This window comes from Gordonia zhenghanii, from assembly GCF_021738965.1.
GTDB lineage: Bacteria > Actinomycetota > Actinomycetes > Mycobacteriales > Mycobacteriaceae > Gordonia > Gordonia zhenghanii.
In genome coordinates, this window is the sequence record NZ_JAKKOQ010000005.1 from 114,138 (window position 1) to 140,950 (window position 26,813).

A 26,813-nucleotide genomic window follows, 5' to 3' on the forward strand; every position below is an offset into this window, starting at 1 on the left:
AGTCGGGCGGTCGGCTAGTACTCTGCGGGGGTGACCACGCAGACCTCCCCAGACGCGAACCTGTCTGACACGTATCCGCCGCTGCAGATCAAACGACTCGATCCGGGTCTCCCGCTGCCCGCACGTGCCCACCCGGACGACGCAGGCATCGACCTGTTCGCGGCGACCGACCTCGAACTCGCGCCCGGCCGACGTCAACTCGTCGGGACCGGCATCGCTGTGGCGCTGCCGGTCGGGACCGTCGGACTCATTCATCCGCGTTCGGGTCTCGCGGCTCGCGCCGGACTGTCGATCGTGAACACTCCGGGCACGATCGACGCCGGGTACCGCGGTGAGATCAAGGTCTGTCTGATCAATCACGATTCCGACACCTCGATCACGATCGCCAGGGGCGATCGGATCGCGCAGCTCCTCGTCCAGCGTGTTGAGTTGCCCGAGGTGCTTGAAGTCGATGAACTCGATGACACTGAACGTGGCGCAGGCGGATACGGCTCGAGTGGCGGCCACGCGATCCTCTCGGATGGGAAGGTACAGCGATGAGCGAGACGAATCAGATCGGCGAGGCCGGCGGGCCGTACGACATCGACGACCTCGTGAATTCGCCGGAGGAACTGGCGAATTCGCATCTGGATCTCGGGTCGGTGCTGATGCCTGTCGTCGAAGGCGGTCAGGTGACGGTCGAGATGTCGGCCGATCACACTCCCGAGGCCGTGTACCTCGTGACGCCGGTGGGCCGGATCGGCATCCACGCGTTCGCCGCGCCGCGCAGTGGAGGCCTGTGGCGCGAAGTGGTTCGTGAACTGGCGGAGTCGCTGCGGTCGGACGGTGCGACGACCTCAATCGAAGACGGCCACTGGGGACGCGAGGTCGTCGCCCGCGTCACCGGCGGCGTCCACCGCTTCATCGGTGTGGACGGCGCCCGTTGGATGGTGCGGTGCGTGGCCAGCGGTCCGGAGGAGTCGGACGAACAACTGGGGCAGCTGGCTCGTGCGGTGCTCGCCGAGACCGTCGTCCGGCGCGGAGATCAGCCCTACCCGCCGCGTGACGTCCTGCCGATCGTGCTGCCGCCCGTTCTCGCTGAGCAGGTCGCGGCCGCGCAGCGCGAACATGCCGCCGAGGAGTCGACCGAGCCGACGTCCCAGCCGTTGACCGACGCACCGTCTCGTGCATCCGCGTCAGCGTCGACGGAAGAGCCCGCGGACGAGGTGCATCCGCGAGGTGCGGTGGCGCAGAGCGCCAGCGCGACCGTCTTCAGTGAGGCGCCAGACGTCCTCGACGACGATTCGACCGCGCAGACGGCGGAAGCTGCGACCGACGAAGACGGCGCTGCTGTCGACGGCGCGCCAGCCTTCGACGGGGAGGCCGACGTCGACGAGTCGGAGGCGGAGGCTGCGCCGTCGCAGGGATCGGCGCTGTCCCGTCTGCGCAACAGGCGCCGCAACCGCTAGCGGCAGTTCCTGGCGGCGACCAACGCGGTCCAGCAGGCCTCGCCGAGCACGTGTTCGGCAGGACCGAACTCGCTCAGCGGTGCCTCTGCGACAGCGGCACGCGGGGCAGCATGCGCCCAGGCACGGCCCACATTGGCCGGGTGCAGCGGATCGTCGGGCGCGACGGCCACGCCGAGCGGCGCGGCGAGCCCGGCGATGTCGTCGAGCGCGGGGCCGACGAACGTCGATGCAGCGCGCAACTGGGTGAGGAGTCCCCGGGGGTGCAGTGCCCGCCACGACCGCGACAACTCGGAGCCGAGCCACGCGGGACTCGTCGCGACCATCGCCTCGACGGTCGCTTCCAGACCGTCGCGGTCGAGGTTGTCGGCGGTGATCCGGGCCGACAGTGCGGCCAGCGAACCGTCGGGTCGGCCCGTCCACGGCGGCAGCGCGGCGAGCACACCGTCGCACCGTGCCGCGCGCACCGGATCGCACGCCCATCCGACGGCAACCGCTGCACCTATCGACACACCTCCGACGATCACTCGGTCACCGCGGTCGGCGATCTCGTCGATCCTGGTCAGGTAGCTTTCCACGAGGTTCGGCTCCGGTTCGAGACATTCGATGCGAGCACCTGCTGCACGTGCGACCGGGCCGAACACCCGAGCGGCGTAGTCGGCGTCCGAACCTGTGCCGGGCATCACGATCACGGTGGTCATACGACCATGGTGCACGGGGCGTAGGGTGAGGGTCGCAAGTGAGTCACTATTAGCGAGCCACTATTGGCAAGCCACTGATGCGGTGCCCGGAGGTTGGGGATGGCGAACACAGGTCTGCTGAAGCGGTTGGGCAAGATGCTCACCGAGGACCTCGAGAACGTCGAGGACGAGCGAGTCCAGCGTGAGTCGGCGGCAGCGAACGCCGAGCGTGCGACCGGCGCTCAGTGCGCTCGTGACTGCAGCCGGGGCGACGAGGCCGTGATGATCGGCGAGCTGCGTTCGGTGGAGACCTGCTCCCGGAACACCAGCTCCGGTGTACGAGCAGAGTTCTTCGACGGGACGGATACCGTCCTTCTCAAGTGGATGGGCCGCAACCGCATCCCCGGAATCGAGCCGGGTCGCCGCATCACAGTCCGTGGCCGCGTCGCCACTGCCGACGGGATGAAGGTCGTCTACAACCCCGAGTACGAGCTCCACGCAGGCGACGACTGATTCCGCACGACACGCGAGGGCTAGATCGCCGACGGCGTGGGCCGTCGACGAACTAGACGTCGGTCGTCGCTCAGGCGAGAACGAGGCTCGTTCCGAGGGTGATCAGTGCGGCGATCTTGATCAGTTCGAACCCCACGTACCAGAGGTGGGCGTGACTGCGTTCGCTCGGAACTTCGTCCGGGGCCGCGAGAACAGCGTCGGCCCGTCGCGAGAGCGCCGGACGGATCCCGACGACCTGGATCACCAGCGCGGCGACGGCCACACCCACCGCGGCGAGCGTGGTGCCAGACCAACCGTCTCCGACGATGACCGCGACGACGATCGCGACCGCCCACACGGCCTCGACGGCGTTCAACGCGCGGAAGATCAGCCGACCGATTCCCAGACCGAGCGGAATGGTGACGCCCGGGGCCTGGAACTTCAGCGGCGCCTCGATGAACGAGATGGCCGCGACCATGCCGAGCCAGATGAACGTGAGTGCGAGAACGAGAGCGAACGTCGCTGTCACCGGGTGCCTCCGAATGCTTCGAACTGGATCCGCTCGGCCGGAAGCGACCGGTCCACGAGCGCGTCACGGACCGATGACATGAACCCGGTCGGCCCGCAGACCAGTGCGGTGGCCGCCGGATCCACCGGCACGTCGGCCAGGTCGATCAGGCCGATGCGGGTGGTCGGCTCGGCGCTCACGCCGTGCTCGTACCACTGGTACAGCGTAGCCCCCGGCAACTGCGCGACGAGTCTGCCGAGTTCGCCGCGGTGCGGCTGCCTGGCGCGCGAACGGTCTGCGTGCATCACCTGAACGGGCCGGGTGTCGCCGGTCGCGACCAGATGGTGCAGCACCCCGATCATCGGAGTGCACCCGATGCCTGCCGACGCCAGCACCAGGGGACCGTCGCCGTCGGGGAGCGTCAGATCGCCGAACGGTGAACTGACGGCCAGATCGTCGCCGTCGAACGCGTGCTCGTGCAGCCACGTGGAGACCTCGCCGTCGAGCTTGACGCTGAACCGCCACGTCGGCGCACCGACCCGACCGGTCAGGCTGTACTGACGGATCTGCCTGGCTCCGTCCTCGAGCGGTACCTGGACCGAGACGTACTGTCCCGGAACGAAGTCGGGGAGCGGTTCGCCGTCCGTGGAGGCGAGGGTGAACGAGACCGCGTCCGGGGCCACCTGGTCACGTTCGGCGATCGTCACCGTTCGCCACACCGCGCCAGGTGCGACGCCTGACTGCTCGTACAGTTCCTGCTCGCGGCCGATGAGGACGTTCGCCATCTCCCAGTAGAGCTCGTCCCACGCGGCGGCGACCTCCGGCGTCACGGCGTCGCCGAGGACCTCGACGATCGCCGCGAACAGGTGCTTGTGGACGATCGGGTACTGGTCTGCGACGATACCGAGCGATGCGTGCTTGTTGGCGATGCGCTCGATGATGTCTCGTTGAGTGGCCTCGTCGTACTCGAGTTGCAGTCGTGCGAACGCGGCGATCGAACCGGCGAGCACAGCCGACTGCGAACCGGACTTCTGGTTGGCCCGGTTGAACAGATCGGACAGCAGTTCGGGATGTTCGTCGAACATCCGGGGATAGAAGTTCGCGGTGATCTCGTCGATGTGGGCGGCTACGACGGGAAGGGTCGCCTCGAGCGTGGTGCGGGCGTCGGTCGAGATCATGGCGGAGTGCTCCTCACAGGTGGGGTCAGACTGTGCGGGCGGTACGGGAGGCGACCGCCCACATCGATCTGAGCACGGCCGACCACAGGTCTACTACGCATCGTGGTAGACGTCTCCTCGCTCGCCGCAAGGTCGGGACGAAGCGCACAGACGGTAGGGACGAAAGTCCTGTGGGCCAATCGTTCTCGGCTCGTGGCGGTGATGAGTACCGCTGAAGTCCGCGACAGTCCACAGTGATTGAGGGGTGGACCGGTGAAGTGGATCGAGCTGAAGTGAGTGGGCTAGACGGGCAGCTTCATGGCTCGTTGGAGTTCCTGCTCGACTTCCTCCGGTGCGACGAACACGAGCTCGTCACCGCCCTCCAGGGAGTCGTCGGCTTCGGGCACGATCACACGCCGACCGCGGATGATCGCGACCAGTGCCGCGTCACGGGGCAACTGCAGGCGGCGTACCGCCTTGCCTGCCAGCGGTGTGTCGTCGGGGAGCGTGAGCTCCACGAGGTTCGCCTGCCCTTGACGGAAAGTCATGAGCCGCACCAGGTCGCCGACCGAGACAGCCTCTTCGACGAGGGCAGCCAGCATCCTCGGAGTGGACACCGCCACGTCGACTCCCCAGTCGTCGTTGAACAGCCACTCGTTGCGCGGATCGTTCACGCGGGCGACGACGCGGCTCACGGCGAACTCGGTGGTCGCGAGCAGGCTGACGACCAGGTTGGCCTTGTCGTCGCCGGTGGCGGCGACCATGACGTCGAAGGTCTGTAGGCGCGCGCGTTCGAGGTCGTCGAGCTCACAGGCATCGGCGTGCAGCCACGTCGCACCGGGGACGGCCTCGACGTTGATGTGGTCGGGGTCCCGTTCGACCAGTGTGACGTCGTGCTCGTTGAGCAGCAGTTCTCGGGCGATGGCGCGGCCGACGGCTCCGGCCCCGGCGATGGCGACTTTCACGACGACCTCACTCCTGGAATTCGGCGGCCGCGACGGCCCGCGCGTTGTCGACGTTCGCGGACAGGGTCGCGACGTACAGTTCGTCGTCCTGCTGGATGACGGTGCGCTGCTCGGGAAGAATAGGCCTGCCGAGACGGTGGATGAAGGAGATCCGGGCGCCGGTGCGCTCCTGGAACCGATTCACGTCGACGCCGATCCACGACTCGTGGACTTCGATGACGGCCATCACGAGGGAACCGGAGGGGTCGTGCCATACGGGTGTGGTCGACGTCTCGCCGAGAGCCGCGACGAAGCGCTCCGTGGTCCACGGGACGGTCGCGACGGTCGGGATGCCGAGCCGTTCGAACACCGCGGCTCGCTTGGCGTCGTAGATGCGGGCGACGACTCGGTCCACGCCGAACGTCTCGCGCGCGACGCGCGCTGAGATGATGTTCGAGTTGTCGCCCGAGGAGACCGCAGCGAAGGAGTCACACGAGTCGACGCCCGCCTCAGTGAGGACATCTCGGTCGAAGCCGACGCCGGTCACCGTTCGCCCGTTGAAGTCGTCGCCGAGGCGGCGGAAGGCGTCGGGATTCCGGTCGATGACGACGACGTCGTGCCCCCGGTCGGACATGGCGATGGCCAGGGACGATCCGACGCGGCCGCAGCCCATGATGATCACACGCACGGTGGGAGACGTTACTTCCCGACGCGGCAAAACGCACCCTGGTGGTATGCAGTGCCGGGACGGCCTACTGTTGCTCCGTGTCCACGATGACGAAGGTGTCGGTCGGCGCGAAGCGACTGCTGCTCGGCCGACCGTTCCGCAGCGACCGCCTCGGCCACACGTTGCTGCCCAAGCGGATCGCGCTCCCGGTGTTCGCCTCCGACGCGATGTCGTCGGTCGCGTATGCGCCGCAGGAGATCTTCCTGGTCCTGTCGGTGGCCGGGATCAGCGCGTTCGCGTTCGCGCCCTGGGTCGCGCTGGCCGTCGCCGTCGTGATGGTGGTGGTCGTCGCGAGCTACCGGCAGAACGTCCACGCCTACCCGTCCGGCGGCGGCGACTACGAGGTCGCGACAGTGAACCTCGGGCCGAATGCCGGACTGACGGTCGCCGCGGCACTGCTCGTCGACTATGTGCTCACGGTCGCGGTGTCGATCACCTCGGCCGCGGAGAACATCGGCTCGGCGATCCCGTTCGTCCATGAGCACAAGGTGTGGTTCTGCGTGCTCGCGATCGCGTTGATCGCGGCGGTCAATCTGCGCGGCATCAAGGAGTCGGGTGCAGTCCTGGCGATCCCGACGTATGCCTTCATCGTCGGCGTCGCCGTCATGCTCGTCTGGGGCTTCATTCAGATATTCGTTCTGGGCGACAGCGTCGAAGCCGAGACCAGCGACTACGGGATCATCGCGGAGAACGACAGTCTGGTCGGCATCGCCATGGTGTTCCTGATCGCCCGGTCGTTCTCGTCCGGCTGTGCCGCCTTGACCGGTGTCGAGGCCATCAGCAACGGGGTGCCCGCATTCCGCAAGCCGAAGTCGCGCAATGCGGCGTCGACGCTGCTGATGCTCGGCGGCTTCTCGATCATCTTGCTGCTGGGCATCGTGCTGCTGGCGCAGGAGATCGGAGCCAAGTACGTCCTCGACCCGACGAAGGACCTGGCCGGGGCTCCCGACGGCTACCAGCAGAAGTCGATTCTCGCGCAGATCGCCGAAGCGGTCTTCCACGGATTCCCGCCGGGCTTCTACTTGATCGCCACGGTCACCGCGCTGATCTTGATGCTCGCCGCGAACACCGCGTTCAACGGATTCCCCGTCCTCGGGTCGGTCCTCGCCCAGGACCGCTTCCTGCCGCGTCAGCTGCACACCCGTGGCGACCGCCTCGCCTTCTCCAACGGCATCGTCTTCCTCGCGTTGGTCGCGGTCGGCTTCGTCGTCGCGTTCGGCGCCGAGGTGACCTCGCTGATCCAGCTGTACATCGTCGGCGTGTTCGTCTCGTTCACTCTGAGCCAGACCGGGATGGTGCGGCACTGGACACGTCACCTCAAGACCGAGACCGACCCCGACGCTCGAGCCCGGATGATCCGGTCGCGGATCATCAACGCCGTCGGAATGGTCATGACCGGCGTCGTCCTGGTCATCGTCCTCGTCACGAAGTTCACGGCGGGCGCATGGATGGCGATCCTCGCGATGCTCGTGCTGTTCGTGGTGATGAAGCTCATTCACCGGCACTACTCGTCCGTCGAGCGCGAACTCGAATACGCCGACGAGGGCGGCGACGAAGTCCTGCCGAGCCGGACCCACTCCATCGTCCTGGTGTCGTCCCTGCATCTGCCGACTCGGCGAGCGCTGCGATACGCGCGTGCCACCCGTCCCGACGTGCTGGAGGCGGTGACTGTCAACGTCGACGACCGGAACACCCGCAAACTGGTCGCCGAATGGGAGGACAGCGACATCGGCATGCCGCTGAAAGTCGTCGCGTCGCCGTACCGCGAGATCACCCGGCCGATCATCACCTACGTGCGCAGACTGCGCAGGGAGTCACCGCGCGACGTCGTCACCGTGTTCATCCCCGAGTACGTGGTCGGTCACTGGTGGGAGCAGATCCTGCACAATCAGTCGGCGCTGCGACTCAAGACCCGCCTGCTGTTCGAGCCCGGAGTGATGGTGACGTCCGTGCCGTGGCAGTTGACGTCGTCGGAGAACCGTGGCAAACGCATGCAGTCCCAGTACGTCGCGCCCGGCGACGTGCGACGCGGCTTCACCTCGGAGGACCAATAGACATGGCCGATCTCGAACTCGACGTGACCGGCTACGCCAACGGCGGTGCCGGAGTGGCCCGCGATGACGGGCGCGTCGTCTTCGTCGGCGGCGCGCTCCCCGGAGAACGGGTGCGCGCACGGATCGTCGACGACAAGCACGCCTCCTACGCGCGTGCGACGGTCGTCGAAGTCGTCGACGCCAGTACGCACCGCGTCGATCCCCAGTGCCCGGCTGCGGCCGCCGGAGCGGGCTGTTGCGACCTGTCGTTCGTCGACTCCGCCTATGCTCGCGAACTCGGTGCGACCGCACTGAGCGACGTGTTGACCCGTATCGGACGACTCGGCGCCGACGCGCCGACGCCGCCGAGGATCGCCGCGCTCGGCGACTCGACTACCGGGTGGCGGGTACGGACCCGTCTCGCGGTGGGGCCGGGCGGAACCGTCGGTCTCCGCGGCCTGAAGTCCACTGACCTGGTGACGCAGCCGTGCGCGGCTCCGGTACCGGGACTCCTCGACGGCGTCGCCGCGCTCGGCGGCGCACCGGGCACCGAACTCGTGCTCGCCGTCGGAAGTGACGGACGCCGCCATATCGCCGAACTCGCCGCTCCTGTGGGTGCGGACAAGCGGGGCAGGGGACGGGACAGGCGCGGCCGCGCCCAACGGGCCCGGTCGGCGCGCAGTGCCGCTCGCGCGGTCCGCGCCGTCGAAGGCGACGCCTACGTCGACTACACGGTCGGCGATCGGACGTGGTCGATCCCGGTGACGGGCTTCTGGCAGGCGCACCGGGACGCGCCAGGCGTCTACTCGGCTGCGGCCGCGGACCTGCTCGGCGCGGTCGGTGTCAGCGGCGACGTCCACCTGTGGGATCTGTACGGGGGCGCCGGTGTGTTCACCGCTGCGCTGCGCGACGCCGCCCACGGCTTCACGGTGACCGGCAGCGACATCGTCGACACCGATCCGGGCGCGCTCGCCGCAGCTGAGCGGACCCTCTCCGACGATCCGGTGCTGACCCACCGCGGCGCGGTCGCCGCGACGCTCGCGGACCTCGAGCGTCCAGACGTCGTCGTGTCCGACCCGCCGCGCTCGGGCGCAGGCGCCGACGTCGTCGACGCGATCGTCGCGGCGTCGCCCACCGCAGTGCTGCACGTCGGGTGCGACGCTGCAGCGTTCGCTCGTGATCTCGGTCGGTTCGCTGCTCAGGGGTACCGAGTCCGCGAATGGCGCGGGTTCGAGGCGTTCCCGATGACCCACCACGTCGAAGCGATGGCAGTGCTGACGCGCTAGCCGAACACGGGAATCCGTAGACTGGCCGGGATCATCGTTTCTTGAGGAGGGACCGCACATGGGAGTGCTGGATCGAGTGGATTCACCGGCCGATGTGCGGGCGTGCTCGCAAGCCGAACTCGAGCAGCTCGCATCCGAGATCCGCGGATTCCTCATCGAGAAGGTCGCGGCGACCGGCGGACACCTCGGACCCAACCTCGGCGTCGTCGAACTGACGCTCGCGATCCACCGCGTCTTCGAGTCGCCCGTCGATCCGATCCTGTTCGACACGGGCCACCAGTGCTACGTCCACAAGATCGTCACCGGACGCAAAGGTCGGTTCGACACCTTGCGCCAACGCGACGGTCTCACCGGCTACCAGGACCGCGCCGAGAGCCCGCACGACTGGATCGAGTCGTCCCACGCGTCGGCCGCGTTGTCGAACGCCGACGGCCTGTCGAAGGCCTTCGAACTGGCGTCGAAGACCCCTGGGCACCTGTCGGCCGTCGAGGGGGACCGGACCGTCGTCGCCGTCGTCGGCGACGGCGCGCTGACCGGCGGAATGTGTTGGGAGGCCCTCAACAACATCGCCGACGGCGATCGGCCCGTGGTCATCGTCGTCAACGACAACGGACGGTCGTACGCGCCGACGATCGGCGGTCTCGCCAAGAACCTGTCCGCGCTCCGACTGCAGCCCGCATACGAACGGCTCCTCTCGTCGGGTCGTCGCCGACTCCGCAGCCTTCCGCTCGTCGGTGATCCCGCATACGCGGTCCTGCACGGGATGAAGAGCGGTGTGAAAGACCTGGTGTCTCCGCAGGCGATGTTCGCCGACCTCGGACTCAAATACGTCGGCCCCGTCGACGGGCACGACCTCGTCGCGCTCGAGGAGGCGCTGCGTCGCGCCAAGGCTTTCGGCGGTCCGGTGATCGTGCACACCGTGACCCGTAAAGGCATGGGGTACGCGCCGGCCGAGGCCGATGAGGCCGAGCAGATGCATTCCACCAGCAAGATGGACCCGGCGACCGGCAAAGCGATGTCGGTCGCTGCCAAAGACTGGACGTCGGTGTTCTCCGATGCGCTCGTCGACGAGGGGGAGCGGCGTCCGGAAGTCGTGGCCATCACTGCTGCGATGCCGGGGCCGACCGGCCTCGTCCAGTTCGGGGAACGCTTTCCCGATCGCATGTTCGACGTGGGCATCGCCGAGCAGCACGGGATGACCTCCGCCGCCGGACTCGCACTGGGCGGCATGCACCCGGTGCTCGCGATCTACGCGACGTTCCTCAACCGTGCGTTCGACCAACTGTTGATGGACGTCGCGTTGTTGAAGCTCCCGGTGACACTCGTCCTGGACCGGTCCGGTGTCACGGGCCCGGACGGTCCGAGCCACCACGGCATGTGGGACCTGTCGCTGATGTCACTGGTGCCGGGTTTGCGAGTGGCCGCACCGCGCGACGTGATCCGGGTCCGTGAGGAACTCGCCGAAGCCCTCGACGCCGCCGACGGCCCGACGGCGGTCCGGTACTCGAAAGGCGCTGTCCCCGAAAATATCCCGGCGATACGCCGGCTGTCCGACGGCGTCGACGTCCTCGCGGACGGCGGCGATGACGGAGCCGATGTGCTCATCGTCGGCGTCGGCGCGTTCGCACGTCTGGCCCTCGACGTGGCGGCCAACCTGTCGTCGCACTCGGTGACCGCAACCGTCGTCGATCCGCGGTGGGTGCTGCCCGTACCCGACTCGATCGCGGTGCTCGCGCGCGATCACCGACTGGTGGTCACCCTCGAGGACGGCGGCGTCCAAGGCGGCGTCGGCGCGGCAGTGGTGCGTTCGCTCGCCGATGCCGGGGTGTCGACGCCCGTTCGCCAACGCGGTGTCCCGCAGCAGTTCGTGGCGCACTCGACGCGCGAAGAGATCCTCGTCGACTTCGGATTGACCGATGTCGACCTCGCCGATTCGATCGTCAAAGATCTGACGTAGGCGGCACGCCGGCCGCGACGGCCTCTGTGTCTTCGGGGTCGGTGGACCTGCGCCATTGACGTGGAGTGCAGTCGAACCGTCCACGGAACCACCGGGAGAAGTTCGACGGGCTGGAGAATCCAAGCGTCGCCGCGATCTCGACGAACGAGTACCGCTGGCTCGTCACCAGGTGCCCAGCCAACCCCGCACGCGTGTCGTCGACAACGGCGGTGAAGGTCGTGCCCTCGGCCGTGAGCCGTCGATGCAGAGTCCGCCGGTCCACTCCGAGGCTGCGGGCCACCTGATCTGCCGAGCACCTGCCGGTGGGCAGGAGCATCTCCACGAGTTGCCGAGTCCGGTTGGCGACGGCCGACGTGGGATTGCCGGCGTCATCGTCGAGCATCCGCCTCGTGTATTCGAGGAGTTGCGGATCGGACTCTCGGATCGGCCGGTCGAGGTCGGTCTCGAGCATGGTGATCCCGTTGAAGGCCCGGTCGTGTCGCGCGAGCCCGCCGAACATGCGCAGCGACGTGGTGGGATTGATCGGCGGAGAATGCACGAACGACACGGACAAGGGTTGCCATGTCGGCGGCGACAACTCACGCATCAGCGCGTACAGGACGCCGACCGCCAGATCGATGGACTGGCGGTCGGCGCCGGGCCTGCCCAGGTCGAGGTGCACTCGTACGGTCGCCACGCCGTCGGCGACCTGCAAGCTCGTGTGGAGAGCCTCGTTGTACATGCGCTCATGTCGGATGAGGAGGGTGAGGGCGCTTCGCATGTTGGGTTCCTCGCGGAGCACCAGACTCAACGGCCCGAGATGCGACAGCTTGCGCAGTTCGGCTAGTCGAGTGCCGAGGTCGTCGCGGCCCGCTTCAACTGCGGTGCGCTCGAGGAGGTCGGCGACCGCCGACGCGGGAATCCAGCGGTCCTGCAGGGCGACGCCGCCCGGGTCGAGACCGACCGAGCGCAGCAGTCGGACGGGATCGGTGTTCAGCGACCGTGCCAGCTCGACGAAGTTGGCCAACGACGCGTACCGCGCGAGTGGCTTCATGCGCGCCCTCCTCAGTCCAGCTCGAACCCGACTCAACGATGTCCCAGCAGGAATAGAAACATGTCCCGACAAGAACAGTTTAGCTGTGTCTGTCCTCATAGTGTCGTGTCCATCACACACACCAGGCCACCGAGGCCGTGTCGAGAGGACGATCTGCATGACGCAAGCAATCCGTTTCCACCAGATCGGCGGACCCGAGGTTCTGCGATTGGAAGACGTCGTGACCGGTGAGCCCGGGTCCGGTGAGGTCCGGGTCCGGCACCACGCGATCGGCCTCAACTTCGCGGACACGTACTACCGGACCGGGCTCTACCCTGTTCCACTGCCGAACGGAATGGGCGTCGAAGCTGCAGGCGTCGTGGAGGCGATTGGCGACGACGTCACCGGTGTCGAGCCCGGCGACCGCGTGACCTACACGTACACCGGTTCCCCACTCGGGGCGTACAGCACCGACTTCGTGCTGCCTGCTCGCCACCTGATCGCGCTGCCGGACGAGATCTCGTTCGAGACCGCTGCGGCGTGCACCATGCGCGGGCTAACCGCCGCGTACCTGATGCGCCGCATTCACCAGTACCGCGAGGGCGACACGATTCTGCTGCACGCCGCAGCCGGGGGAGTAGGGCTGATCGTCGCGCAGTGGGCCAAGCTCCTCGGACTCACGGTCATCGGCACGGTCTCGACGGAGCACAAGGCGGAGGTCGCCCGCGCCCACGGCGTGGACCACATCGTGTACTACCGCGACGAGGACACCGCTGCTCGAGTCCGTGAGATCACCGGCGGCGCAGGCGTTCCGGTGGTTCTCGACAGTATCGGGAAGACCACCTACGAGACGTCGCTGGACTGCCTCGCGCGCCGCGGCCTGCTCGTGTGCTTCGGCACGTCGTCGGGCCCCATCCCGCCGATCGACCCGATGCAACTGGCGATCAAAGGATCGCTTTTCGTCACCCGGCCCGGTCTGGCCGATTACATCGCCGACCCGGCCGAGCGGGCCGAACTCGCAGGCGAGCTCTTCGGTCACATCGCGGAGGGACGGATCCGCGTCCGGGTCGGCCAGACCTACCCTCTCGCAGACGCGGCCCGCGCCCACGCCGAACTCGAGTCCGGTCTGCTCACCGGTTCCTCGATCCTCACCGTCTGACCGGCACTCAGACCACTATCGAAGGGAGCAGCGCAGATGACACTCACGCAGACCGCCGATCTCGGTGAGACGCACCGTCGCAGGATCCGTGCCGAACGCCTCACCGCCCACCTCGGAGCCGAACTGTTCGACGTCGACCTCGCAGCCGTCGCGGCCGACGACACCCTGTTCGCCGAACTCCGCGGGTTGCTGATCGACTACAAGGTCCTGTTCGTGCGCGATCAGCGGATCAGTCGGGGCGACCATGTCGCGCTGGCCCGCCGCTTCGGCGACCTCGAACCTCACCCGGTCCTGGCATCAGATCCCGATCACCCCGGCCTGGTGCGTATCTACAAGGACCTCGACAGCCCGCCAGAACACTTCGAGAACGCCTTCCACTGCGACGCCACCTGGCGCGACCGACCGCCTTTCGGCTCGGTGCTCCGATGCGTCGACGGACCTGCCGTCGGCGGGGACACCATCTGGGTCGACATGATCGCCGCCTATGCGGCATTGCCCTCGGACGTCAAGGTTCGCATCGACGGACTCCGCGCCCGCCACTCGATCGAAGCCAGCTTCGGCGCCGGGATGTCGGCGGAGCGGCGTGCCGAACTACACGAGACCTTCCCCGACGCCGAGCACCCTGTCGTACGGACTCACCCCGAGACCGGGGAGAAGATCCTGTTCGTCAACTCGTTCGCGACTCATCTGACGAACTTCCACACCCCTGAGAACGTCCGGTTCGGATACGACTACGCACCTGGCGCAGCCGAGCTGCTGCAGTACCTGATCCGTCAGGCATCGGTGCCTGAGTTCCAGGTCCGTTGGCGGTGGACGCCGGACAGTTTCGCGATCTGGGACAACCGGTGCACACAGCACTACGCAGTCCAGGACTACTGGCCCGCAGTCCGACGCATGGAACGCGCCGGAATCGTCGGCGACCGACCGTACTGACCCGACCCCGAATTCAACACAAGAGGAGACTGATCATGCACTTCCACGACGACGCCCTGTTCCCCGAGGTCCAGGAGAAGCAAGTCATCACCGTTGCGCCGTACGGACCCGAATGGGAGCTCGACGACTTCGCCGACGATCTGCCGCTCACCATGGAGCAGCACGTCCAACAGGCCGTCGACTGCTATGAGGCGGGTGCGACGGTGCTGCACATCCACGTCCGCGAAGAAGACGGTAAGGGCAGCAAGCGGCTCTCGAAGTTCAACGAGCTGTTGACCGGTCTGCGGGAGGCCGTGCCGGACATGATCTTGCAGGTCGGCGGTTCCATCTCGTTCGCGCCCGAAGGCGACGGCAAAGACGCGAAGTGGCTGTCCGACGACACCAGGCACATGCTCGCCGAACTCGATCCCAAGCCGGACCAGGTCACCATCGCCATCAACACCAGCCAGATGAACATTATGGAGCTGATGACCGACGACGACATCGCGGGCACCTCGATGCAGCGCCCCGAACTGTACGACACCTACCGCGAGATGACTGTGCCAGCCGGCCCGGAGTGGGTGGAGGAGCATCTGCGTCGTCTCACCGCCAACGGCATCCAACCGCACTTCCAGCTGTCGTCGATCCCGCAGCTGGAGACGGTCGAGCGGTTGATCCGCCGCGGGAAGTACATGGGTCCGTTGAACTTGACGTGGGTCGGCATCGGCGGCGGTTTCGACGGCCCGAACCCGTACAACATCATGAACTTCATGCAGCGCGTCCCGGACGGGGCGATGCTGACTCTGGAGACCTTGATGCGATCGGTGCTCCCGGTCAACACAATGGCCATCGCTATGGGACTGCACACCCGTTGCGGCAACGAGGACACGATCTGGCGCAGCAAGGGTGAGAAGATCAAGTCCGTCGACCAGGTGAAGCAGCTGGTTCGGATCAGCGAGGAGTTGGGTCGCGAGGTCGCCAACGGCAAACAGGCGCGCGACATCTACCGCATCGGCGAGCAGTACGACTCGGTCGACGAGACCCTGGCACGACTCGGGTACGCGCCGAATCGCCTGCCCGGTCAGCTCGGATTCACCCAGCACGCATAGGAATCCGAGAACAATGGCCCTCATGCCTCCCCGCCCGAGCGTCGCCGCGTCGCACATGGCAGAGCCGTCGACGGGACGTAAATCGTCCCGCCGACGGGTCTACCCGTGGATCGTCTTCGCCCTGGCCTTCGCGCTGCTCCTGTCCGACTACATGTCGCGCCAGGTGCTCTCGGCAGTCTTCGTGCCACTCGGACAGGAACTCGACCTCGACAAGGGGCAGCTGGGATCGTTGATCTCGGTTGTCGCCTTGATGGTCGGCCTGCTCACCCTTCCCGTCTCGATCCTCGCCGACCGGTGGGGGCGAGTGCGCAGCCTGATAGTCATGGCGGTGGTGTGGTCGTTCGCCACCCTCGCATGCGCATTCGCCCAGAACTACGAACAGCTCCTGATTGCGCGCTTCTTCGTCGGTGTGGGCGAGGCCGCCTATGGCAGCGTGGGGATCGCGCTGGTCCTCGGGCTGTTCGCGCCGCGGGTCCACGCGGCCCTCTCCGCTGCATTCATGGCGGGCGGCTCGTTCGGGACGATGTTCGGCACCGCGATCGGCGGCGTGATCGCGGTACAGATCGGGTGGCGCTGGTCGATCGGCGCGATGGCGATCGGCGGGCTCCTCCTGGTTGCGGTGTTCAAGGTGATCGTCACCGAAGTCCGAGTCCGCCGAAGTCAGTACGACGGCGACGCCGTCGAACGGGAACCGAGCATCACGGCGAAGGCGAAGCCTCCTCGAGCGCCGCTCTCCAGTCTGTTCACCAACCCGGCCGTGGTCTGCGCGTACCTCGGCAGCGGTCTGCAGATGTTCATGGCGGCCGTGATGCTCACCTGGCTGCCGACGTTCTTCAAAGAGTCGTACGGCATGGGCGTCGACAAGGCGGCGGGTACCGCAGCAGTGTTCGTCATGCTGGTCGGTAGCGGAATGATCGGCTGCGGGTACCTCGCGGACCGGGTGAGCCGAACCGACCCGTTGCGGAAGTGGACGGTCGGGATCGCGTTCTGCGGCATCGCCTGCATCGCTCTCCTCGCCGCCTTCCGGTTGCCGACGGGCCCGGAACAATTGATCCTGCTCGCTATCGGAGCCTTTTTCTCCGCCGGCTGTTCGGGGACGACCGCCGCGATGGTCGCGTCGCTGACGCACAAATCCATTCAGGCGTCCGCGATGGGAACCCTGACGTTGGCGAACAACCTTCTCGGCCTCGCGGCGGCGCCGTTCCTGATCGGAATTCTCGCCGACCACGTGTCCCTGTCTGGTGCGTTGAAGATCGCTCCGTTGATCTATCTGCCTGCTGCGACGGCGATGTACATCGGACGCAGGCTGCACCCGCGCGGCCAGGCGAAGCTGCAGGCGTTGACAGTGGCGGTGGCTCGATGAGTGAACCGACGGTCGTGATCGTCCCCGGCCTTCGCGGTGACGCACCGGACCACTGGCAGGAACGCTTTGCCGCTCGCAGCAGCGGCACGACGACTGTGCCGTTCCCCGCCGCGGACGACTGGCACGACATCAGGGTCCGGGCCGGCCTGATCGGCGAGACAGTCGCAGCCGTCGACGGACCGGTGGTGCTTGTCGCACACAGCGCTGGAGTGCTCGCGACGGTTCACTGGGTCCGCAGCTGCGCGAACGACAGTCAGGCCGACGCCGAGGGGCCCGGTGACGGGCGGGCTCTCGTGAAGGTCGTCGGCGCGATCCTCGTGACACCGCCGGATCTCGGCGTCGTCTGGCCGAGCCCGCACCCGCGTTCCGCCGACCTGTCGGCGGCCGGGTGGGAGCCGGTCCCGCGGAACCGACTTCCGTTCCCATCGGTTCTTGCGGTCAGCCGCGACGACCCGCTCGCTCGGTACCGGGCCAGTGCGGGCCTCGCCGAGGCGTGGGGCAGCAGATTGGTCGATCTCGGCGATGTCGGTCACCTCAACCCGGCTTCCGGATTCGGTGACTGGCCGATGCTCGACGAACTCCTCGCCGAGTTCTCGTCTGCGACCTGACCCTGGTGCCGGAACCGGCCGGTAGGAGATCCGTCGACGGGGGCAGCCAGCGCGGCCTCGATGGGCTCCGTTGCGAGCTCCACCTGCCACGGGCGCGCGCCGAGGTCGGCGAGACGCTGTGCGACGCCGACACTCTCGTCGACGCCGAACCAGCACAGGTCGCGGACGATCGACGGCGACAACAGGTTCTCGGTCGGCAGACCGATGGTCTCGGCGAGAGTCTTGAGAGCGGGGCGTACCGCCTTGGCACGCGCGGCAGGCGCCGGGTGCTTGGGTTCCCACCGGTTGATCGGCGGGACGCCCGTCTGCGGAGCCTTCTTCGCAGGCAGTTCAGCGTCCGGAAGGTTCCGGGCGCGCTCGAGCGCATCCAGCCAGGTGTTCGCCTGTCGACGTTGGCGAGGACCGCTGAACACCGGCAGTGCCGTCAGCTCGGCGGTAGTGCGGGGCCCCTTCGACACGGCGTTCACGATCGCGGAGTCGGGGAGGATGCGGCCCGGCGCGATGTCGCGGCGCCGGGCGACCTCTTCACGCGCCGTCCACAGTTCGCGGACCATGGCCAATGCTCGAGCCGACTTCAGGTCATGGATGCCGGATGTGCGTCGCCACCGATCGGTCTTGGGCTCGGGCTGCGGTCGGGCGAGGACGGCAGCGAACTCCTGGACTGCCCACTCCTCGCGTCCCGCGGTGCGGAGAGCGGCGTTGACGGCGTCGCGCAGTTCGACGAGGACCTCGACGTCGAGCGCCGCGTAGTTCAACCAGTCGTCGGGCAGCGGACGGCGGGACCAGTCAGCCGCACCGTGCCCCTTGGCGAGTCCGAGATGGAGGAACTCGGCGACCATCGCCGCCAGGTTGACCTTCGGGACGTTGAGGAGACGGCCCGCGAGCTCGGTGTCGAAGACGCTCTCGCAGACGAATCCGAGTTCCCGAAGGCACGGAAGGTCTTGGTCGGCAGCGTGCAGGATCCACTGCGGTCCGGTCATCACCTCGATGACCGGCGCCAGTGCGTCCGGGTGCTCGATGGGATCGATGAGGAAGCTCCCCGACCCGGTGCGACGTAATTGCACGAGGTAGGCACGTTGCGAGTACTTGAAGCCGCTCGCCCGTTCCGTATCGACCGCGATCGGACCTGTTCCGGCGGCCAGTCGTGCGGCGACCGACGCGAACTCGTCCGGTGTCGACACGACCGGCGGGACACCCTCACGGGGAGCGGTCAGTGGAACGACGGGGACCTCGGGGGGATGATCTGCGTCGGAATCGGTCACCGCAACCCTCAGATCGAGCCGAGAGAGGCCACGCCTGTCGGCGGCAGCCCCGCGACCGAAGCCAGCACGTCGCAGAACGCTTCGAGATGGATCGACAGATCGGCTCCGGTCGCGGTCCACGACGCGCGGAGTTCCAGCTGATGGGACTGCGGGGGGCCCGCGATGTCGCCGTAGCGCACCGACGTCGTCGCGGTCACCGTGCCGCCGAGGGCCCGGACGGCAGGCAGATCGGCGCCGAACGGCGGCGTCGACTCGGTGTCGCCGTCCGGCACCCCGAGGGCTTCGGCGAGCCAACTCCACGCGACCTGGGGCAGCAGCGGATCGGCGGCCAACGCGGCCTCGACCTCCGCTTGGATGAACGCGACGAGACGGTACGTGCCGTTCCATGCGTCCTGGCCGTCCGGGTCGTACAACAAGACGAGGCGGCCGAACGCGTTGCCCGTCGAGTCCGTCGGCACCTGGTTGGGGTCCGATTCGTCCGGGGGCCGGACTTCGACGCCGAGTGCATAGCTGTACGGCGCGAGACGTTGCGGGGGACGGATCGAACCGACTTCGATTTCCGGCCGCACCGTCGCAGCATGCAGCGACTGCACGGCGTCGCGGAACTCGGCCGGCTCCGTCGGGGCTCCAGAAGTGGTCACGGCCGTCAGGGTAAGCCGGGTGCAGGCCGGTGTGGCGGAGGCGCGCCGGGATTCCGGGGTGTGACCGGATCGTCCCGGGTGCAGATGGCACAGTGAACACATGACTACGGTGCGTGCCCGTCGAACTTCGACCGAAATGCCGCTGATCGCCGCCGCCACAGGCCAGACCCCGTCCCGTCGGCCCGTCTGGTTCATGCGCCAGGCCGGTCGCTCGCTCCCCGAGTACCGCGCGATCCGTGCCGACCGCGGAATGCTCGAATCGTGCTTCGACGCAGAGTTGGTCTGCGAGATCACCATGCAGCCGGTGCGTCGGCACGACACCGATGCGGCGATCCTGTTCTCCGACATCGTCGTCCCGTTGAAAGCTGCGGGCGTCGACCTGGACATCGTGCCCGGTACCGGCCCGGTCATCGCATCGCCGATCCGTACGGCGTCCGATGTCGCCGCGTTGCCGCGGCTGGAGCCCGAAGCGGTCGGCGCGGTGACGGCGGCGATCGGCCGTCTGCTCGACGAGCTGCCGCCGACCGTCGCGCTGATCGGATTCGCGGGCGCACCGTTCACCCTCGCGTCGTACCTGATCGAGGGCGGGCCGACCCGTACGTACGAGAACACCAAGCGGATCATGCTCGGCGACCCCGACCTGTGGCATGCCCTGATGGGGCGGCTCGCCGACCTCACCATCGCCTTCCTGCGTGCACAGATCGATGCGGGCGTCGACGCAGTGCAACTGTTCGACTCCTGGGCGGGAACGCTGTCGGAGGCGGCGTACGAGGCGTTCGTCGCCCCGCACTCGGCGCGGGTGATGGCCGAGATCGAGAAGTACGAGGTGCCGCGGATCCATTTCGGGGTCGGCACCGGCGAACTGCTGGACTCGATGACCCGCGTCGGCACGGACGTGATCGGCGTCGACTGGCGAATCCCGTTGGATGTCGCGGCCCAGCGCGTCGGGCGCGGCGTCGCGATCCAGGGCAACCTCGATCCGACGGCTCTCCTGGCAGGCCGGAACGTGGTCGAGACCGAGCTGGCTCGGATCATCGCCGAGGGTGACCGTGCCGTGGCTGCGGGCACTCCCGGCCACATCGTGAACCTCGGCCACGGTGTGTTGCCGAACACCGACGCCGACGCCGTCACGCACGCCGTGGAAACCGTCCACTCGCTGTGACTGTGCGAGTCGCCGTCGTCGGCGCGGGTGTCTCCGGGCTCACCGGGGCCTACGACCTGCGCCGACTCCTAGGCGACGACGCACACATCGACGTCTTCTGCGCCGACGACGCGCCCGGCGGGACGCTCACGTCCGTGAGCGTCGCCGGACTCTCGATCGACGTCGGAGCGGAGGCGTTCATCGTCCGGCGTCCCGAAGCGCGCGACCTGGTGGCCGAACTCGGTCTCGGCGGCGACGTCGTCTCGCCGGGCGGCATGCGCCCGGCCGTCTGGTCGGGCGGCCGCCTGCACCCGCTGCCGTCGCCTGCGCTGATGGGTATTCCCGCCACCGCGGCCGCACTCGGCGACCTCGTCGACGACGCCGAACGTCGCGTCGTCGAGACAGAGGCCGATCGCGAGATGTATTGGACGCGCGGCGCGGACGTCGCAGTGGGGGAGTTGGTCGCCGACCGCTTCGGCGAGGCCGTCGTGTCCCGCAGCGTCGACCCGATGCTCGGCGGCGTGTACTCGGCCCGGGCCCACGATCTCGGTCTGCGCGAAGCAGTTCCGGCTCTCGCGGCAGCGCTCGACGCCGGGGCGCCGTCGTTGACCGCTGCGGTGGCCGACGTGTTGTCCCGACCGACGGGCGACGGACCCGTCTTCGGCGCGCTGCGCGGCGGATACCGCACCCTCGTCGACTCGCTCGTCGAGGCGGCCCGCGCTCACGTGCACACCGGTGTGACTGTCGGCGCCGTGCACACCGACGGCACGACATACCACCTGGACGTCGGCTCAGCTGCCGACACGATCGACGGCTCCGGCTACGACGCTGTGCTCGTCGCCGTTCCCGTGTGGGCGGCTGGCACGCTTCTCGGCGACATCGCTCCCGACGCGGCTGCCGCGTTCTCGGCGGTCGACGCTGCCGGATCGGCGGTCATCGCCTGTGCGGTCGACGGGGCGACCCCGGAGCACTCCGGGGTACTCGTGGCGTCGGACGCCACCGATCTGTCGATCAAGGCGATCACGCTCAGCAGCCGCAAATGGCCGCACCTCGCCGGAACCGACGGGCGATCGGTGCTCCGCGCATCGATCGGAAGGCTCGGACACCCAGTGACGGCGACCGACAGCGAACTCATCGCGTGCGCGACCGCCGACCTCGGAACCGTGTTCGGTGCGGCAGGCCTCCCGGCGCCCGACGTCGTGGACGCCGCCGTGCAACGGTGGCCGACGGGGCTGCCTCACTACCGGCCAGGGCACCTGTCGGCGATGTCGTCGGCCATCGCTTCGCTGCCCGCCGGTATCGCAGTCGCGGGCGCAGGTTATCGCGGCGTCGGCGTGCCCGCGTGCATCGGGACCGCTCGCGACGGGGCGTCGCGGCTTGCCGGACAGGTGAACGCTCTCACCTGATCGAGATGCCCGATCCGCGCGGTGGCACGATGGATGCATGAGCCGCCTGGATTACGCAGAAATCAACTCGACCCTCCGCTACCTGATGTTCTCGGTGTTCACCGTGCGCGCCGGAGAACTGCCGGACGACCGCACCGAAGCGGTCGCCGACTTCGAACGCTTCCTCGCCGACGTCGAGGAGACCGGTGTCGTCGTGCGCGGCGTGTACGACGTCGCAGGAATGCGCGGCGACGCGGACTTCATGTTCTGGTGGCACGCCGACACCATCGAACAACTCCAAGCCGCATACTCGACGTTCCGGCGCACGACGATCCTGGGCCGGGCGAGCGATCCGTTCTGGAGCGGCGCGGCACTGCACCGTCCCGCCGAGTTCAACAAGAGCCACATCCCCGCGTTCATGGCGGGCGAAGAGGCAGGCGCATACGTCTGCGTGTACCCGTTCGTGCGGTCGTACGAGTGGTACCTGCTGCCAGACGAGGAACGCCGCAAGATGCTCGCCGACCACGGGATGGCCGCTCGCAGCTACAAGGACGTGCGCGCCAACACGGTTCCTGCGTTCGCCCTCGGCGACTTCGAGTGGATCCTCGCGTTCGAGGCTCCCGAACTCGACCGCATCGTCGACCTCATGCGCGACCTGCGTGCCACCGAGGCCCGCATGCACGTCCGGGTGGAGATCCCCTTCTTCACCGGTCCGCGCGTCGAGCCGGCCAAGCTCCTCAACGCCCTGCCCTGAGAGGCTCCCCACGCTTGTCGAGCGGAGTCGAGACGGTCCCGTTTGTCGAGCGGAGTCGAGACGGTCCCGCTGGTCGAGCGGAGTCGAGACATTGGATCTCGACTCCGCTCGATCAGCGTGACGGCAGTCGAGACGCTCAGTCGTCGGCGGACAGGAGTCGGAGGCTGATCGAATTGATGCAGTACCGGAGATCGGTGGGCGTGTCGTAGCCTTCACCGGCGAAGACGTGGCCCAGGTGGCTGTGGCAGTTGGCGCACAGCACTTCGGTGCGGCGGGCGCCGAGCGAGTCGTCGTGTCGTTCGATGACGGTCTCGCCGGCGAGGGGCGTGAAGAACGACGGCCAGCCGCAGTGCGATTCGAACTTGGTCTCGCTGCGGAACAATTCGGCGCCGCAGGCCCGGCAGGCGTAGACGCCGACGTCCTTCGTGTCGGTGTACTCGCCGATGAACGGGCGTTCGGTGCCTGCCTGCCGCAACACCTGGAATTCGGCTGCGGTCAAGCGTTCGCGCCAGTCGGCGTCGGTGAGCTTGGTGAAGTCTTCGCGGCCGTTCGATGCGTCGTTCGTCATACGTCCCAGGGTAGCGACGTCACGCTGCGGGCGTCGGCTCGCGGCCGACAGGCGGCGCGGTGTCGCTCGTTCTGTCCGGGACATCGGACGGCACGTCGAGGACGCCGTCGCGTCGCATGTCGAGGTAGCGGAACAGCAGCGAACCGAACACCGCGACCATCAGCAGCGACCAGCCCCACGTGACCTTGCCGTACTCGAGGTAGCGACCGAACGGCTCCCATTCGCTCGAGTAGTACACGTCGAACGACAGGCATCCGTAAGCGCCGAGCCAGGCAGGCCAGTTCCGGACCGCCGATCCGGCGCGCAGGACCGTCGCCATCAACGGGAACAGCAGCATCGAGTAGTAGGCCTGGCCGAGCGATCCGACGAGGAAGAACGTGCAGAGTAGGACGCCGGACGACGTGGCGAGCCACATCAGTTCGTCGCTGCGTCGGTAGTAGCGGTACAGGAACCACAGACTGAATGCGGCCATCAGGACGAACGCGATGCGCAGCAGCAGGACCAGCCAGCCGTCGATCCCGAAGTACGCGCCGTTTCCGGTGATCGAGCTGTTGTAGTAGTCGCGGGATTCGCCGAGGTAGGGGACGGTCCGTTTGACGAAGTCCATCGGATCGTTCGACAGCGGCCACGCGAGAGCGTTGAGAACGAGAGGAACGCCGACCGCGGTGATCAAGATCTTCCACTGACGGTTCAGCAAGACCAAGAGAAGCAACGGCGCGAGGATCGGTTTGACGGCGAAGGTCAGTCCGATCGCGACACCGGCCCACAGGTCGTTCCGGCGCAGCATCAGCATCATGAACGCGAGCATGCCGAGAAGGACGAACGCGTTGAAGTTGGTGAAGATCAGGGTGTGCGCGACGGTCTCAGTGCTGAAGAACGCGAAGATCAGCGCTGGGAAGATCCAGGAACGGTGGTCGTACCCGAACAAGCGGGTCAGGAGGTACGCGCACACGAGGATGGCGACGACACTGACCGCGATGAAGATCCACCGGGAGGTCTGCGGGTCGATGATCGCGAGCGGCGACATCAACAGCGAGCCGGACGGCGGGTACAGGTAGTGCGGGTCGACCGTGTCGTAGTTCTCGTTGTAGACCGCACCCTTGTTGAGGAATGCGAGAGCCGCGTTGTAGACGGGGGTGAAGTCGTCGGTGCGTGCACCGTTGACGGCGAGGATCAATGACCGGTGGATCACCATCATGATGCTGATCGGCCAGAGGATCAGATGCCCGATACGCGTCGGATCGACGCGCGGATGCAGGTAACGGTCTACAACGCTCACCCGCGAACCGTACTACATGGAACCGACGCCATCGCTCACGCCGGACACGACCGCGTGGCAGGCGCCTTCATCGGCTCGGCGCCGAGATATTCGTCGAGGACGCCGGCCGCGCAGTCGCTGTGTGCGAGCACCGAGAATCCGAGACCGTCCCAGGTGACGGCGGTCGGGGAGGCCTTCGCCGCAGACAAGGTCTGAGTCAACTGGTCGACGACGGCGCTGCCGTTGAACGGATCGTTGGCGCCGACGAGGATCAACGGATTCACCGCGAGGGACTCGGGCGCAGCGGGGGCGTCGGTACTGCCCCAGCCGTCGCAGTCGGCGAGGTCGAGGGCACCGGTCAGTGCGGTCATCGGGGCCTCGCCGAACCAGTCCTTGACCAGACCGGACAACTCTTGCAGACCGGGCCGCCCGCGGAGGTCGTTGCACCTTCCCACCAGACGGCCGTCGGTGCCGCGAAGCGCTGCGGCCGCGCTCGCGTACGAACGCAGGGCCCCGGTGTCGCCGTGGTCGGCGTCGGCGACCGCTGCGCCGAGCTTCTTGATCCCGGCGGGTGACATGTCGTCGAGGGCTATCGCGGTGGTGACGGCGTCGAGTACCTGCTTGTCGGACAAGCCGTCGAGGTCACCGGACGCTCCGGCGTCGATCACTCGTCGGAGTACCGCCGCGCCGTCGCTGCCGAGTGCGCACGCCGCGTTGGCGCAGCGTTGCGCGAAGGTGGTCAACGACTTCTGGACGCCGCGGACGCGGGCGGCGGTGCTCTCGCGGGCCGCGACGTTGTAGCCGACAGGCGAGTCGAGGACGAGGCGGCCCAGTTGATCGGGGTGAGCCGCGGCGTAACGGAGCGCGACCGATGAGCCGTCGCCGACACCGATGAGGCCGAGTCGGTCCACGCCCCACCGTTCGCGAAGGCCTTCGAGGTCGCGTGCGGCGGCGTTCACTGAGTAGGCGAGTTGGTTCGGGGAGAGAGTCTCGGTGCACAGGTCGGCCGCGGCTCTGGCCGCGGTCCCGACCTCGGTCGCGCGCGCCTCCACGTCGCGTCTGGGACCTGCGGCGTTCGAGGAGATGACGTCCCGCTGCGCGTTCGTCAGACAGTCGACGGTGGCGCCGAGGCCGGTGCCGCGGAAGTCGACGGCGACGATCGGATGCCGGTCGAGGAGCGTCTTGCCGTCGCCGTCGGCGAGCGCCAGCAGAGTGCGGGAGCTCGGCAGGTCGGTGCCGCTGGTGAGGACGAGCGGTGGAGCCTGCTTCGGCGTCGACTTCGTCGTCGCGCGCATCGCGCCGATCCGGATGGTCTCGTCGGAGTCGGGGTCGACGGGTGCGTCGTAGATAGCGCACTGCACGAGGACTCCGGCCGGAGCGGCGACGTCGTACGCCGTGGTCAGCTTGTCTCCGCAGGACCGCCAGTTCAGATCCCGGTCCGGGACTTGGAGATCGGGGAGCTTCGGCGCCTCGGTGGCCTCGCCGCCCGGACGGTCGCCGCGGACGATGTCCGGCCCGGTGTCTGGACCCACTGCGCAACCGGCCGCCAGAACGGTGATGGTGGCGGCCGCCAGGACAGCGGCGGACAGTCGTGCGCGGAGCGTGGACGGCATAGCCGCGAGCCTACCGACCGGCGGTGGCGTCGCCGTCGCGCACGGTCTCCCAGAGTTGGTACAGGAAACCGTCGTCGTCGCCGAGGACCGTCGTGGCACGCATCGGGCGGGGGAGACGGAACGGGAGCGGCAGTTCCTGGTCGGGGAGCGGGACCTCGGCGCCGTGCGCGATCCGCGGTGCGTCGCCCAGGGCCAGCGTGGGGCTGACGGTGAGGATCAGTTGGTCGAGGACGCCTGCGGCGGCGAAGGAGGCGAGGAGCCGCGGCCCGCCTTCGATGTCGATCCGGTTCAGTCCGCGAGAGGCCAACTCGGCGACGAGCGCGGCCGGGTCGACGTCGTCGGTTCCGCAGTCGACGAGGGTCGCACCCGCTGCGGTCAGACGTTCCCGGGCGTCGGCCGGAGCGGACGCACATGTGGCGATGAGGACGTTCGGGGCTGCCGCGGTCGTGAAGTCGTCCGGGATGTCCAGGCTGCGAGAGGTCAGGACGAGAGTGGGGGGCGGGGTGTCGTCGTCCGACTTCGCCGGCCCATATCCCTCGAGGATCGCTGTCTTGGCTCCGACGACGATCGCGTCCGCGAGTCGGCGCATCGTGTGGAAGACGAGTTGGTCGCCGTCGCCGCCGAGTATGCCGGAACGGCCGTCTATCGTCGCCGCCCCGTCGATGCTCGCCACCATGGTCGCGCGCACGGTGGGCGCGGAAGTGGCGGGGAACGCGAACACCCGGGCCAGGTCCGACTCTGTGATGTCTGTCGCTTTCTGCATGAGGAACATGAGTCCATCATCCATGTCCTCGCTACC

At 67.8% G+C, this 26,813-nt stretch carries 26 protein-coding genes; 14 read left to right on the plus strand and 12 right to left on the minus strand.

Translation table 11 applies throughout. The annotated features are described in order from the left end of the window. Positions 1-30 precede the first annotated feature (30 nt). Together dut and L5G32_RS05280 are read left to right on the plus strand one after the other, a co-directional pair. On the plus strand, positions 31-540 hold the full coding sequence (dut, locus tag L5G32_RS05275; RefSeq protein ID WP_237009977.1) for a dUTP diphosphatase: 510 nt from the start codon (positions 31-33) through the stop codon (positions 538-540). After that, positions 537-1,448, plus strand: a complete 912-nt coding sequence (locus L5G32_RS05280) for a DUF3710 domain-containing protein (protein ID WP_237009978.1) — start codon at positions 537-539, stop codon at positions 1,446-1,448. The genes dut and L5G32_RS05280 overlap by 4 nt, the downstream gene beginning before the upstream one ends. Here L5G32_RS05280 and L5G32_RS05285 read toward each other — a convergent pair. Beyond that, positions 1,445-2,146, minus strand: coding sequence for an alpha/beta hydrolase (locus L5G32_RS05285; RefSeq protein ID WP_237009979.1), 702 nt, complete (start codon positions 2,144-2,146; stop codon positions 1,445-1,447). The two genes, L5G32_RS05280 and L5G32_RS05285, sit on opposite strands and share 4 nt — an antisense overlap. Before the next feature lie 99 nt (positions 2,147-2,245). On the opposite strand from L5G32_RS05285, the gene L5G32_RS05290 reads away from it, so the two are divergent. After that, the gene (locus L5G32_RS05290) at positions 2,246-2,638 is read left to right on the plus strand and encodes an OB-fold nucleic acid binding domain-containing protein (protein ID WP_237009980.1); all 393 of its coding nucleotides are present in this window, start codon (positions 2,246-2,248) and stop codon (positions 2,636-2,638) included. A 70-nt stretch (positions 2,639-2,708) separates the two neighbouring features. On the opposite strand, the gene L5G32_RS05295 is transcribed toward L5G32_RS05290, so the two are convergent. From L5G32_RS05295 to L5G32_RS05310, 4 genes are all read right to left on the minus strand, one after another. After that, positions 2,709-3,146: a hypothetical protein gene (locus L5G32_RS05295; protein WP_237009981.1), complete on the minus strand. Its 438-nt coding sequence runs from the start codon at positions 3,144-3,146 to the stop codon at positions 2,709-2,711. Then, positions 3,143-4,303 (minus strand): globin domain-containing protein, encoded by a 1,161-nt coding sequence (locus L5G32_RS05300; protein WP_237009982.1) that lies wholly within the window; start codon positions 4,301-4,303, stop codon positions 3,143-3,145. Before L5G32_RS05300 ends, L5G32_RS05295 begins: the two co-directional genes overlap by 4 nt. A gap of 281 nt (positions 4,304-4,584) precedes the next feature. Then, a complete protein-coding gene (locus L5G32_RS05305) occupies positions 4,585-5,247 on the minus strand; it encodes a potassium channel family protein (protein ID WP_237009983.1) in 663 nt (220 codons plus the stop codon). A gap of 7 nt (positions 5,248-5,254) precedes the next feature. Beyond that, complete coding sequence (locus tag L5G32_RS05310; protein WP_237009984.1) at positions 5,255-5,914, minus strand: potassium channel family protein; 660 nt, start codon at positions 5,912-5,914, stop codon at positions 5,255-5,257. Between the two features lie 77 nt (positions 5,915-5,991). On the opposite strand from L5G32_RS05310, the gene L5G32_RS05315 reads away from it, so the two are divergent. The 3 genes from L5G32_RS05315 to dxs are packed head-to-tail and all read left to right on the plus strand — an operon-like array spanning position 5,992 to position 11,229. Continuing rightward, on the plus strand, positions 5,992-8,007 hold the full coding sequence (locus L5G32_RS05315) for an APC family permease (protein ID WP_237009985.1): 2,016 nt from the start codon (positions 5,992-5,994) through the stop codon (positions 8,005-8,007). A gap of 2 nt (positions 8,008-8,009) precedes the next feature. Continuing rightward, positions 8,010-9,272: a class I SAM-dependent RNA methyltransferase gene (locus L5G32_RS05320; RefSeq protein ID WP_237009986.1), complete on the plus strand. Its 1,263-nt coding sequence runs from the start codon at positions 8,010-8,012 to the stop codon at positions 9,270-9,272. A gap of 58 nt (positions 9,273-9,330) precedes the next feature. Next, the gene (gene dxs, locus L5G32_RS05325; protein ID WP_237009987.1) at positions 9,331-11,229 is read left to right on the plus strand and encodes a 1-deoxy-D-xylulose-5-phosphate synthase; all 1,899 of its coding nucleotides are present in this window, start codon (positions 9,331-9,333) and stop codon (positions 11,227-11,229) included. On the opposite strand, the gene L5G32_RS05330 is transcribed toward dxs, so the two are convergent. Beyond that, positions 11,213-12,262, minus strand: coding sequence for an AraC family transcriptional regulator (locus tag L5G32_RS05330; RefSeq protein ID WP_237009988.1), 1,050 nt, complete (start codon positions 12,260-12,262; stop codon positions 11,213-11,215). The two genes, dxs and L5G32_RS05330, sit on opposite strands and share 17 nt — an antisense overlap. A gap of 157 nt (positions 12,263-12,419) precedes the next feature. On the opposite strand from L5G32_RS05330, the gene L5G32_RS05335 reads away from it, so the two are divergent. The 5 genes from L5G32_RS05335 to L5G32_RS05355 are packed head-to-tail and all read left to right on the plus strand — an operon-like array spanning position 12,420 to position 17,392. Beyond that, positions 12,420-13,400, plus strand: a complete 981-nt coding sequence (locus tag L5G32_RS05335; RefSeq protein WP_237009989.1) for a quinone oxidoreductase family protein — start codon at positions 12,420-12,422, stop codon at positions 13,398-13,400. A gap of 36 nt (positions 13,401-13,436) precedes the next feature. Continuing rightward, positions 13,437-14,333: a TauD/TfdA dioxygenase family protein gene (locus L5G32_RS05340; protein ID WP_237009990.1), complete on the plus strand. Its 897-nt coding sequence runs from the start codon at positions 13,437-13,439 to the stop codon at positions 14,331-14,333. Positions 14,334-14,368: 35 nt separating this feature from the next. Next, positions 14,369-15,421 carry a beta-keto acid cleavage family enzyme gene (locus L5G32_RS05345; protein ID WP_237009991.1) on the plus strand — a complete coding sequence of 351 codons (1,053 nt, stop codon included), beginning with the start codon at positions 14,369-14,371 and terminating at the stop codon, positions 15,419-15,421. A 22-nt stretch (positions 15,422-15,443) separates the two neighbouring features. Next, positions 15,444-16,784: an MFS transporter gene (locus tag L5G32_RS05350; protein WP_372491638.1), complete on the plus strand. Its 1,341-nt coding sequence runs from the start codon at positions 15,444-15,446 to the stop codon at positions 16,782-16,784. After that, on the plus strand, positions 16,781-17,392 hold the full coding sequence (locus L5G32_RS05355) for an RBBP9/YdeN family alpha/beta hydrolase (RefSeq protein WP_237009992.1): 612 nt from the start codon (positions 16,781-16,783) through the stop codon (positions 17,390-17,392). Before L5G32_RS05350 ends, L5G32_RS05355 begins: the two co-directional genes overlap by 4 nt. Here L5G32_RS05355 and L5G32_RS05360 read toward each other — a convergent pair. Next, positions 17,314-18,654 carry a ribonuclease D gene (locus tag L5G32_RS05360; RefSeq protein WP_237009993.1) on the minus strand — a complete coding sequence of 447 codons (1,341 nt, stop codon included), beginning with the start codon at positions 18,652-18,654 and terminating at the stop codon, positions 17,314-17,316. The two genes, L5G32_RS05355 and L5G32_RS05360, sit on opposite strands and share 79 nt — an antisense overlap. 8 nt (positions 18,655-18,662) lie before the next feature. Next, a complete protein-coding gene (locus L5G32_RS05365) occupies positions 18,663-19,295 on the minus strand; it encodes a DUF3000 domain-containing protein (RefSeq protein WP_237009994.1) in 633 nt (210 codons plus the stop codon). Positions 19,296-19,431: 136 nt separating this feature from the next. Here L5G32_RS05365 and hemE point away from each other — a divergent pair, with 136 nt between their 5' ends. Genes hemE through hemQ form a run of 3 tightly spaced genes read left to right on the plus strand, consistent with a single transcriptional unit; the run spans position 19,432 to position 22,575 of the window. After that, positions 19,432-20,457, plus strand: a complete 1,026-nt coding sequence (gene hemE, locus L5G32_RS05370; RefSeq protein ID WP_237010241.1) for a uroporphyrinogen decarboxylase — start codon at positions 19,432-19,434, stop codon at positions 20,455-20,457. Next, a complete protein-coding gene (gene hemG / locus L5G32_RS05375; protein ID WP_237009995.1) occupies positions 20,454-21,842 on the plus strand; it encodes a protoporphyrinogen oxidase in 1,389 nt (462 codons plus the stop codon). Before hemE ends, hemG begins: the two co-directional genes overlap by 4 nt. Before the next feature lie 37 nt (positions 21,843-21,879). Next, complete coding sequence (gene hemQ / locus L5G32_RS05380; protein WP_237009996.1) at positions 21,880-22,575, plus strand: hydrogen peroxide-dependent heme synthase; 696 nt, start codon at positions 21,880-21,882, stop codon at positions 22,573-22,575. Between the two features lie 136 nt (positions 22,576-22,711). Here hemQ and msrB read toward each other — a convergent pair whose 3' ends face one another. Genes msrB through L5G32_RS05400 form a run of 4 tightly spaced genes read right to left on the minus strand, consistent with a single transcriptional unit; the run spans position 22,712 to position 26,801 of the window. After that, the gene (gene msrB / locus L5G32_RS05385; RefSeq protein WP_237009997.1) at positions 22,712-23,143 is read right to left on the minus strand and encodes a peptide-methionine (R)-S-oxide reductase MsrB; all 432 of its coding nucleotides are present in this window, start codon (positions 23,141-23,143) and stop codon (positions 22,712-22,714) included. Between the two features lie 19 nt (positions 23,144-23,162). Continuing rightward, entirely contained in the window at positions 23,163-24,422 is a 1,260-nt protein-coding gene (locus L5G32_RS05390) for a glycosyltransferase family 87 protein (protein ID WP_237009998.1), read from the minus strand. A gap of 35 nt (positions 24,423-24,457) precedes the next feature. After that, positions 24,458-26,014 carry an alpha/beta fold hydrolase gene (locus tag L5G32_RS05395; protein WP_237009999.1) on the minus strand — a complete coding sequence of 519 codons (1,557 nt, stop codon included), beginning with the start codon at positions 26,012-26,014 and terminating at the stop codon, positions 24,458-24,460. Between the two features lie 10 nt (positions 26,015-26,024). Then, positions 26,025-26,801, minus strand: coding sequence for a dihydrofolate reductase family protein (locus L5G32_RS05400; RefSeq protein WP_237010000.1), 777 nt, complete (start codon positions 26,799-26,801; stop codon positions 26,025-26,027). Between the last annotated feature and the right edge of the window lie 12 nt (positions 26,802-26,813).

Coding starts and splice junctions, on each gene's coding strand:
- L5G32_RS05280 (WP_237009978.1), top strand. CDS start 537: ATGAGCGAGACGAATCAGATCGGCGAGGCCGGCGGGCCGTACGACATC.
- L5G32_RS05285 (WP_237009979.1), bottom strand. CDS start 2,146: ATGACCACCGTGATCGTGATGCCCGGCACAGGTTCGGACGCCGACTAC.
- L5G32_RS05290 (WP_237009980.1), top strand. CDS start 2,246: ATGGCGAACACAGGTCTGCTGAAGCGGTTGGGCAAGATGCTCACCGAG.
- L5G32_RS05300 (WP_237009982.1), bottom strand. CDS start 4,303: ATGATCTCGACCGACGCCCGCACCACGCTCGAGGCGACCCTTCCCGTC.
- L5G32_RS05320 (WP_237009986.1), top strand. CDS start 8,010: ATGGCCGATCTCGAACTCGACGTGACCGGCTACGCCAACGGCGGTGCC.
- dxs (WP_237009987.1), top strand. CDS start 9,331: ATGGGAGTGCTGGATCGAGTGGATTCACCGGCCGATGTGCGGGCGTGC.
- L5G32_RS05330 (WP_237009988.1), bottom strand. CDS start 12,262: ATGAAGCCACTCGCGCGGTACGCGTCGTTGGCCAACTTCGTCGAGCTG.
- L5G32_RS05335 (WP_237009989.1), top strand. CDS start 12,420: ATGACGCAAGCAATCCGTTTCCACCAGATCGGCGGACCCGAGGTTCTG.
- L5G32_RS05340 (WP_237009990.1), top strand. CDS start 13,437: ATGACACTCACGCAGACCGCCGATCTCGGTGAGACGCACCGTCGCAGG.
- L5G32_RS05345 (WP_237009991.1), top strand. CDS start 14,369: ATGCACTTCCACGACGACGCCCTGTTCCCCGAGGTCCAGGAGAAGCAA.
- L5G32_RS05350 (WP_372491638.1), top strand. CDS start 15,444: ATGCCTCCCCGCCCGAGCGTCGCCGCGTCGCACATGGCAGAGCCGTCG.
- L5G32_RS05355 (WP_237009992.1), top strand. CDS start 16,781: ATGAGTGAACCGACGGTCGTGATCGTCCCCGGCCTTCGCGGTGACGCA.
- hemE (WP_237010241.1), top strand. CDS start 19,432: ATGCCGCTGATCGCCGCCGCCACAGGCCAGACCCCGTCCCGTCGGCCC.
- hemQ (WP_237009996.1), top strand. CDS start 21,880: ATGAGCCGCCTGGATTACGCAGAAATCAACTCGACCCTCCGCTACCTG.
- msrB (WP_237009997.1), bottom strand. CDS start 23,143: ATGACGAACGACGCATCGAACGGCCGCGAAGACTTCACCAAGCTCACC.
- L5G32_RS05395 (WP_237009999.1), bottom strand. CDS start 26,014: ATGCCGTCCACGCTCCGCGCACGACTGTCCGCCGCTGTCCTGGCGGCC.
- L5G32_RS05400 (WP_237010000.1), bottom strand. CDS start 26,801: ATGGATGATGGACTCATGTTCCTCATGCAGAAAGCGACAGACATCACA.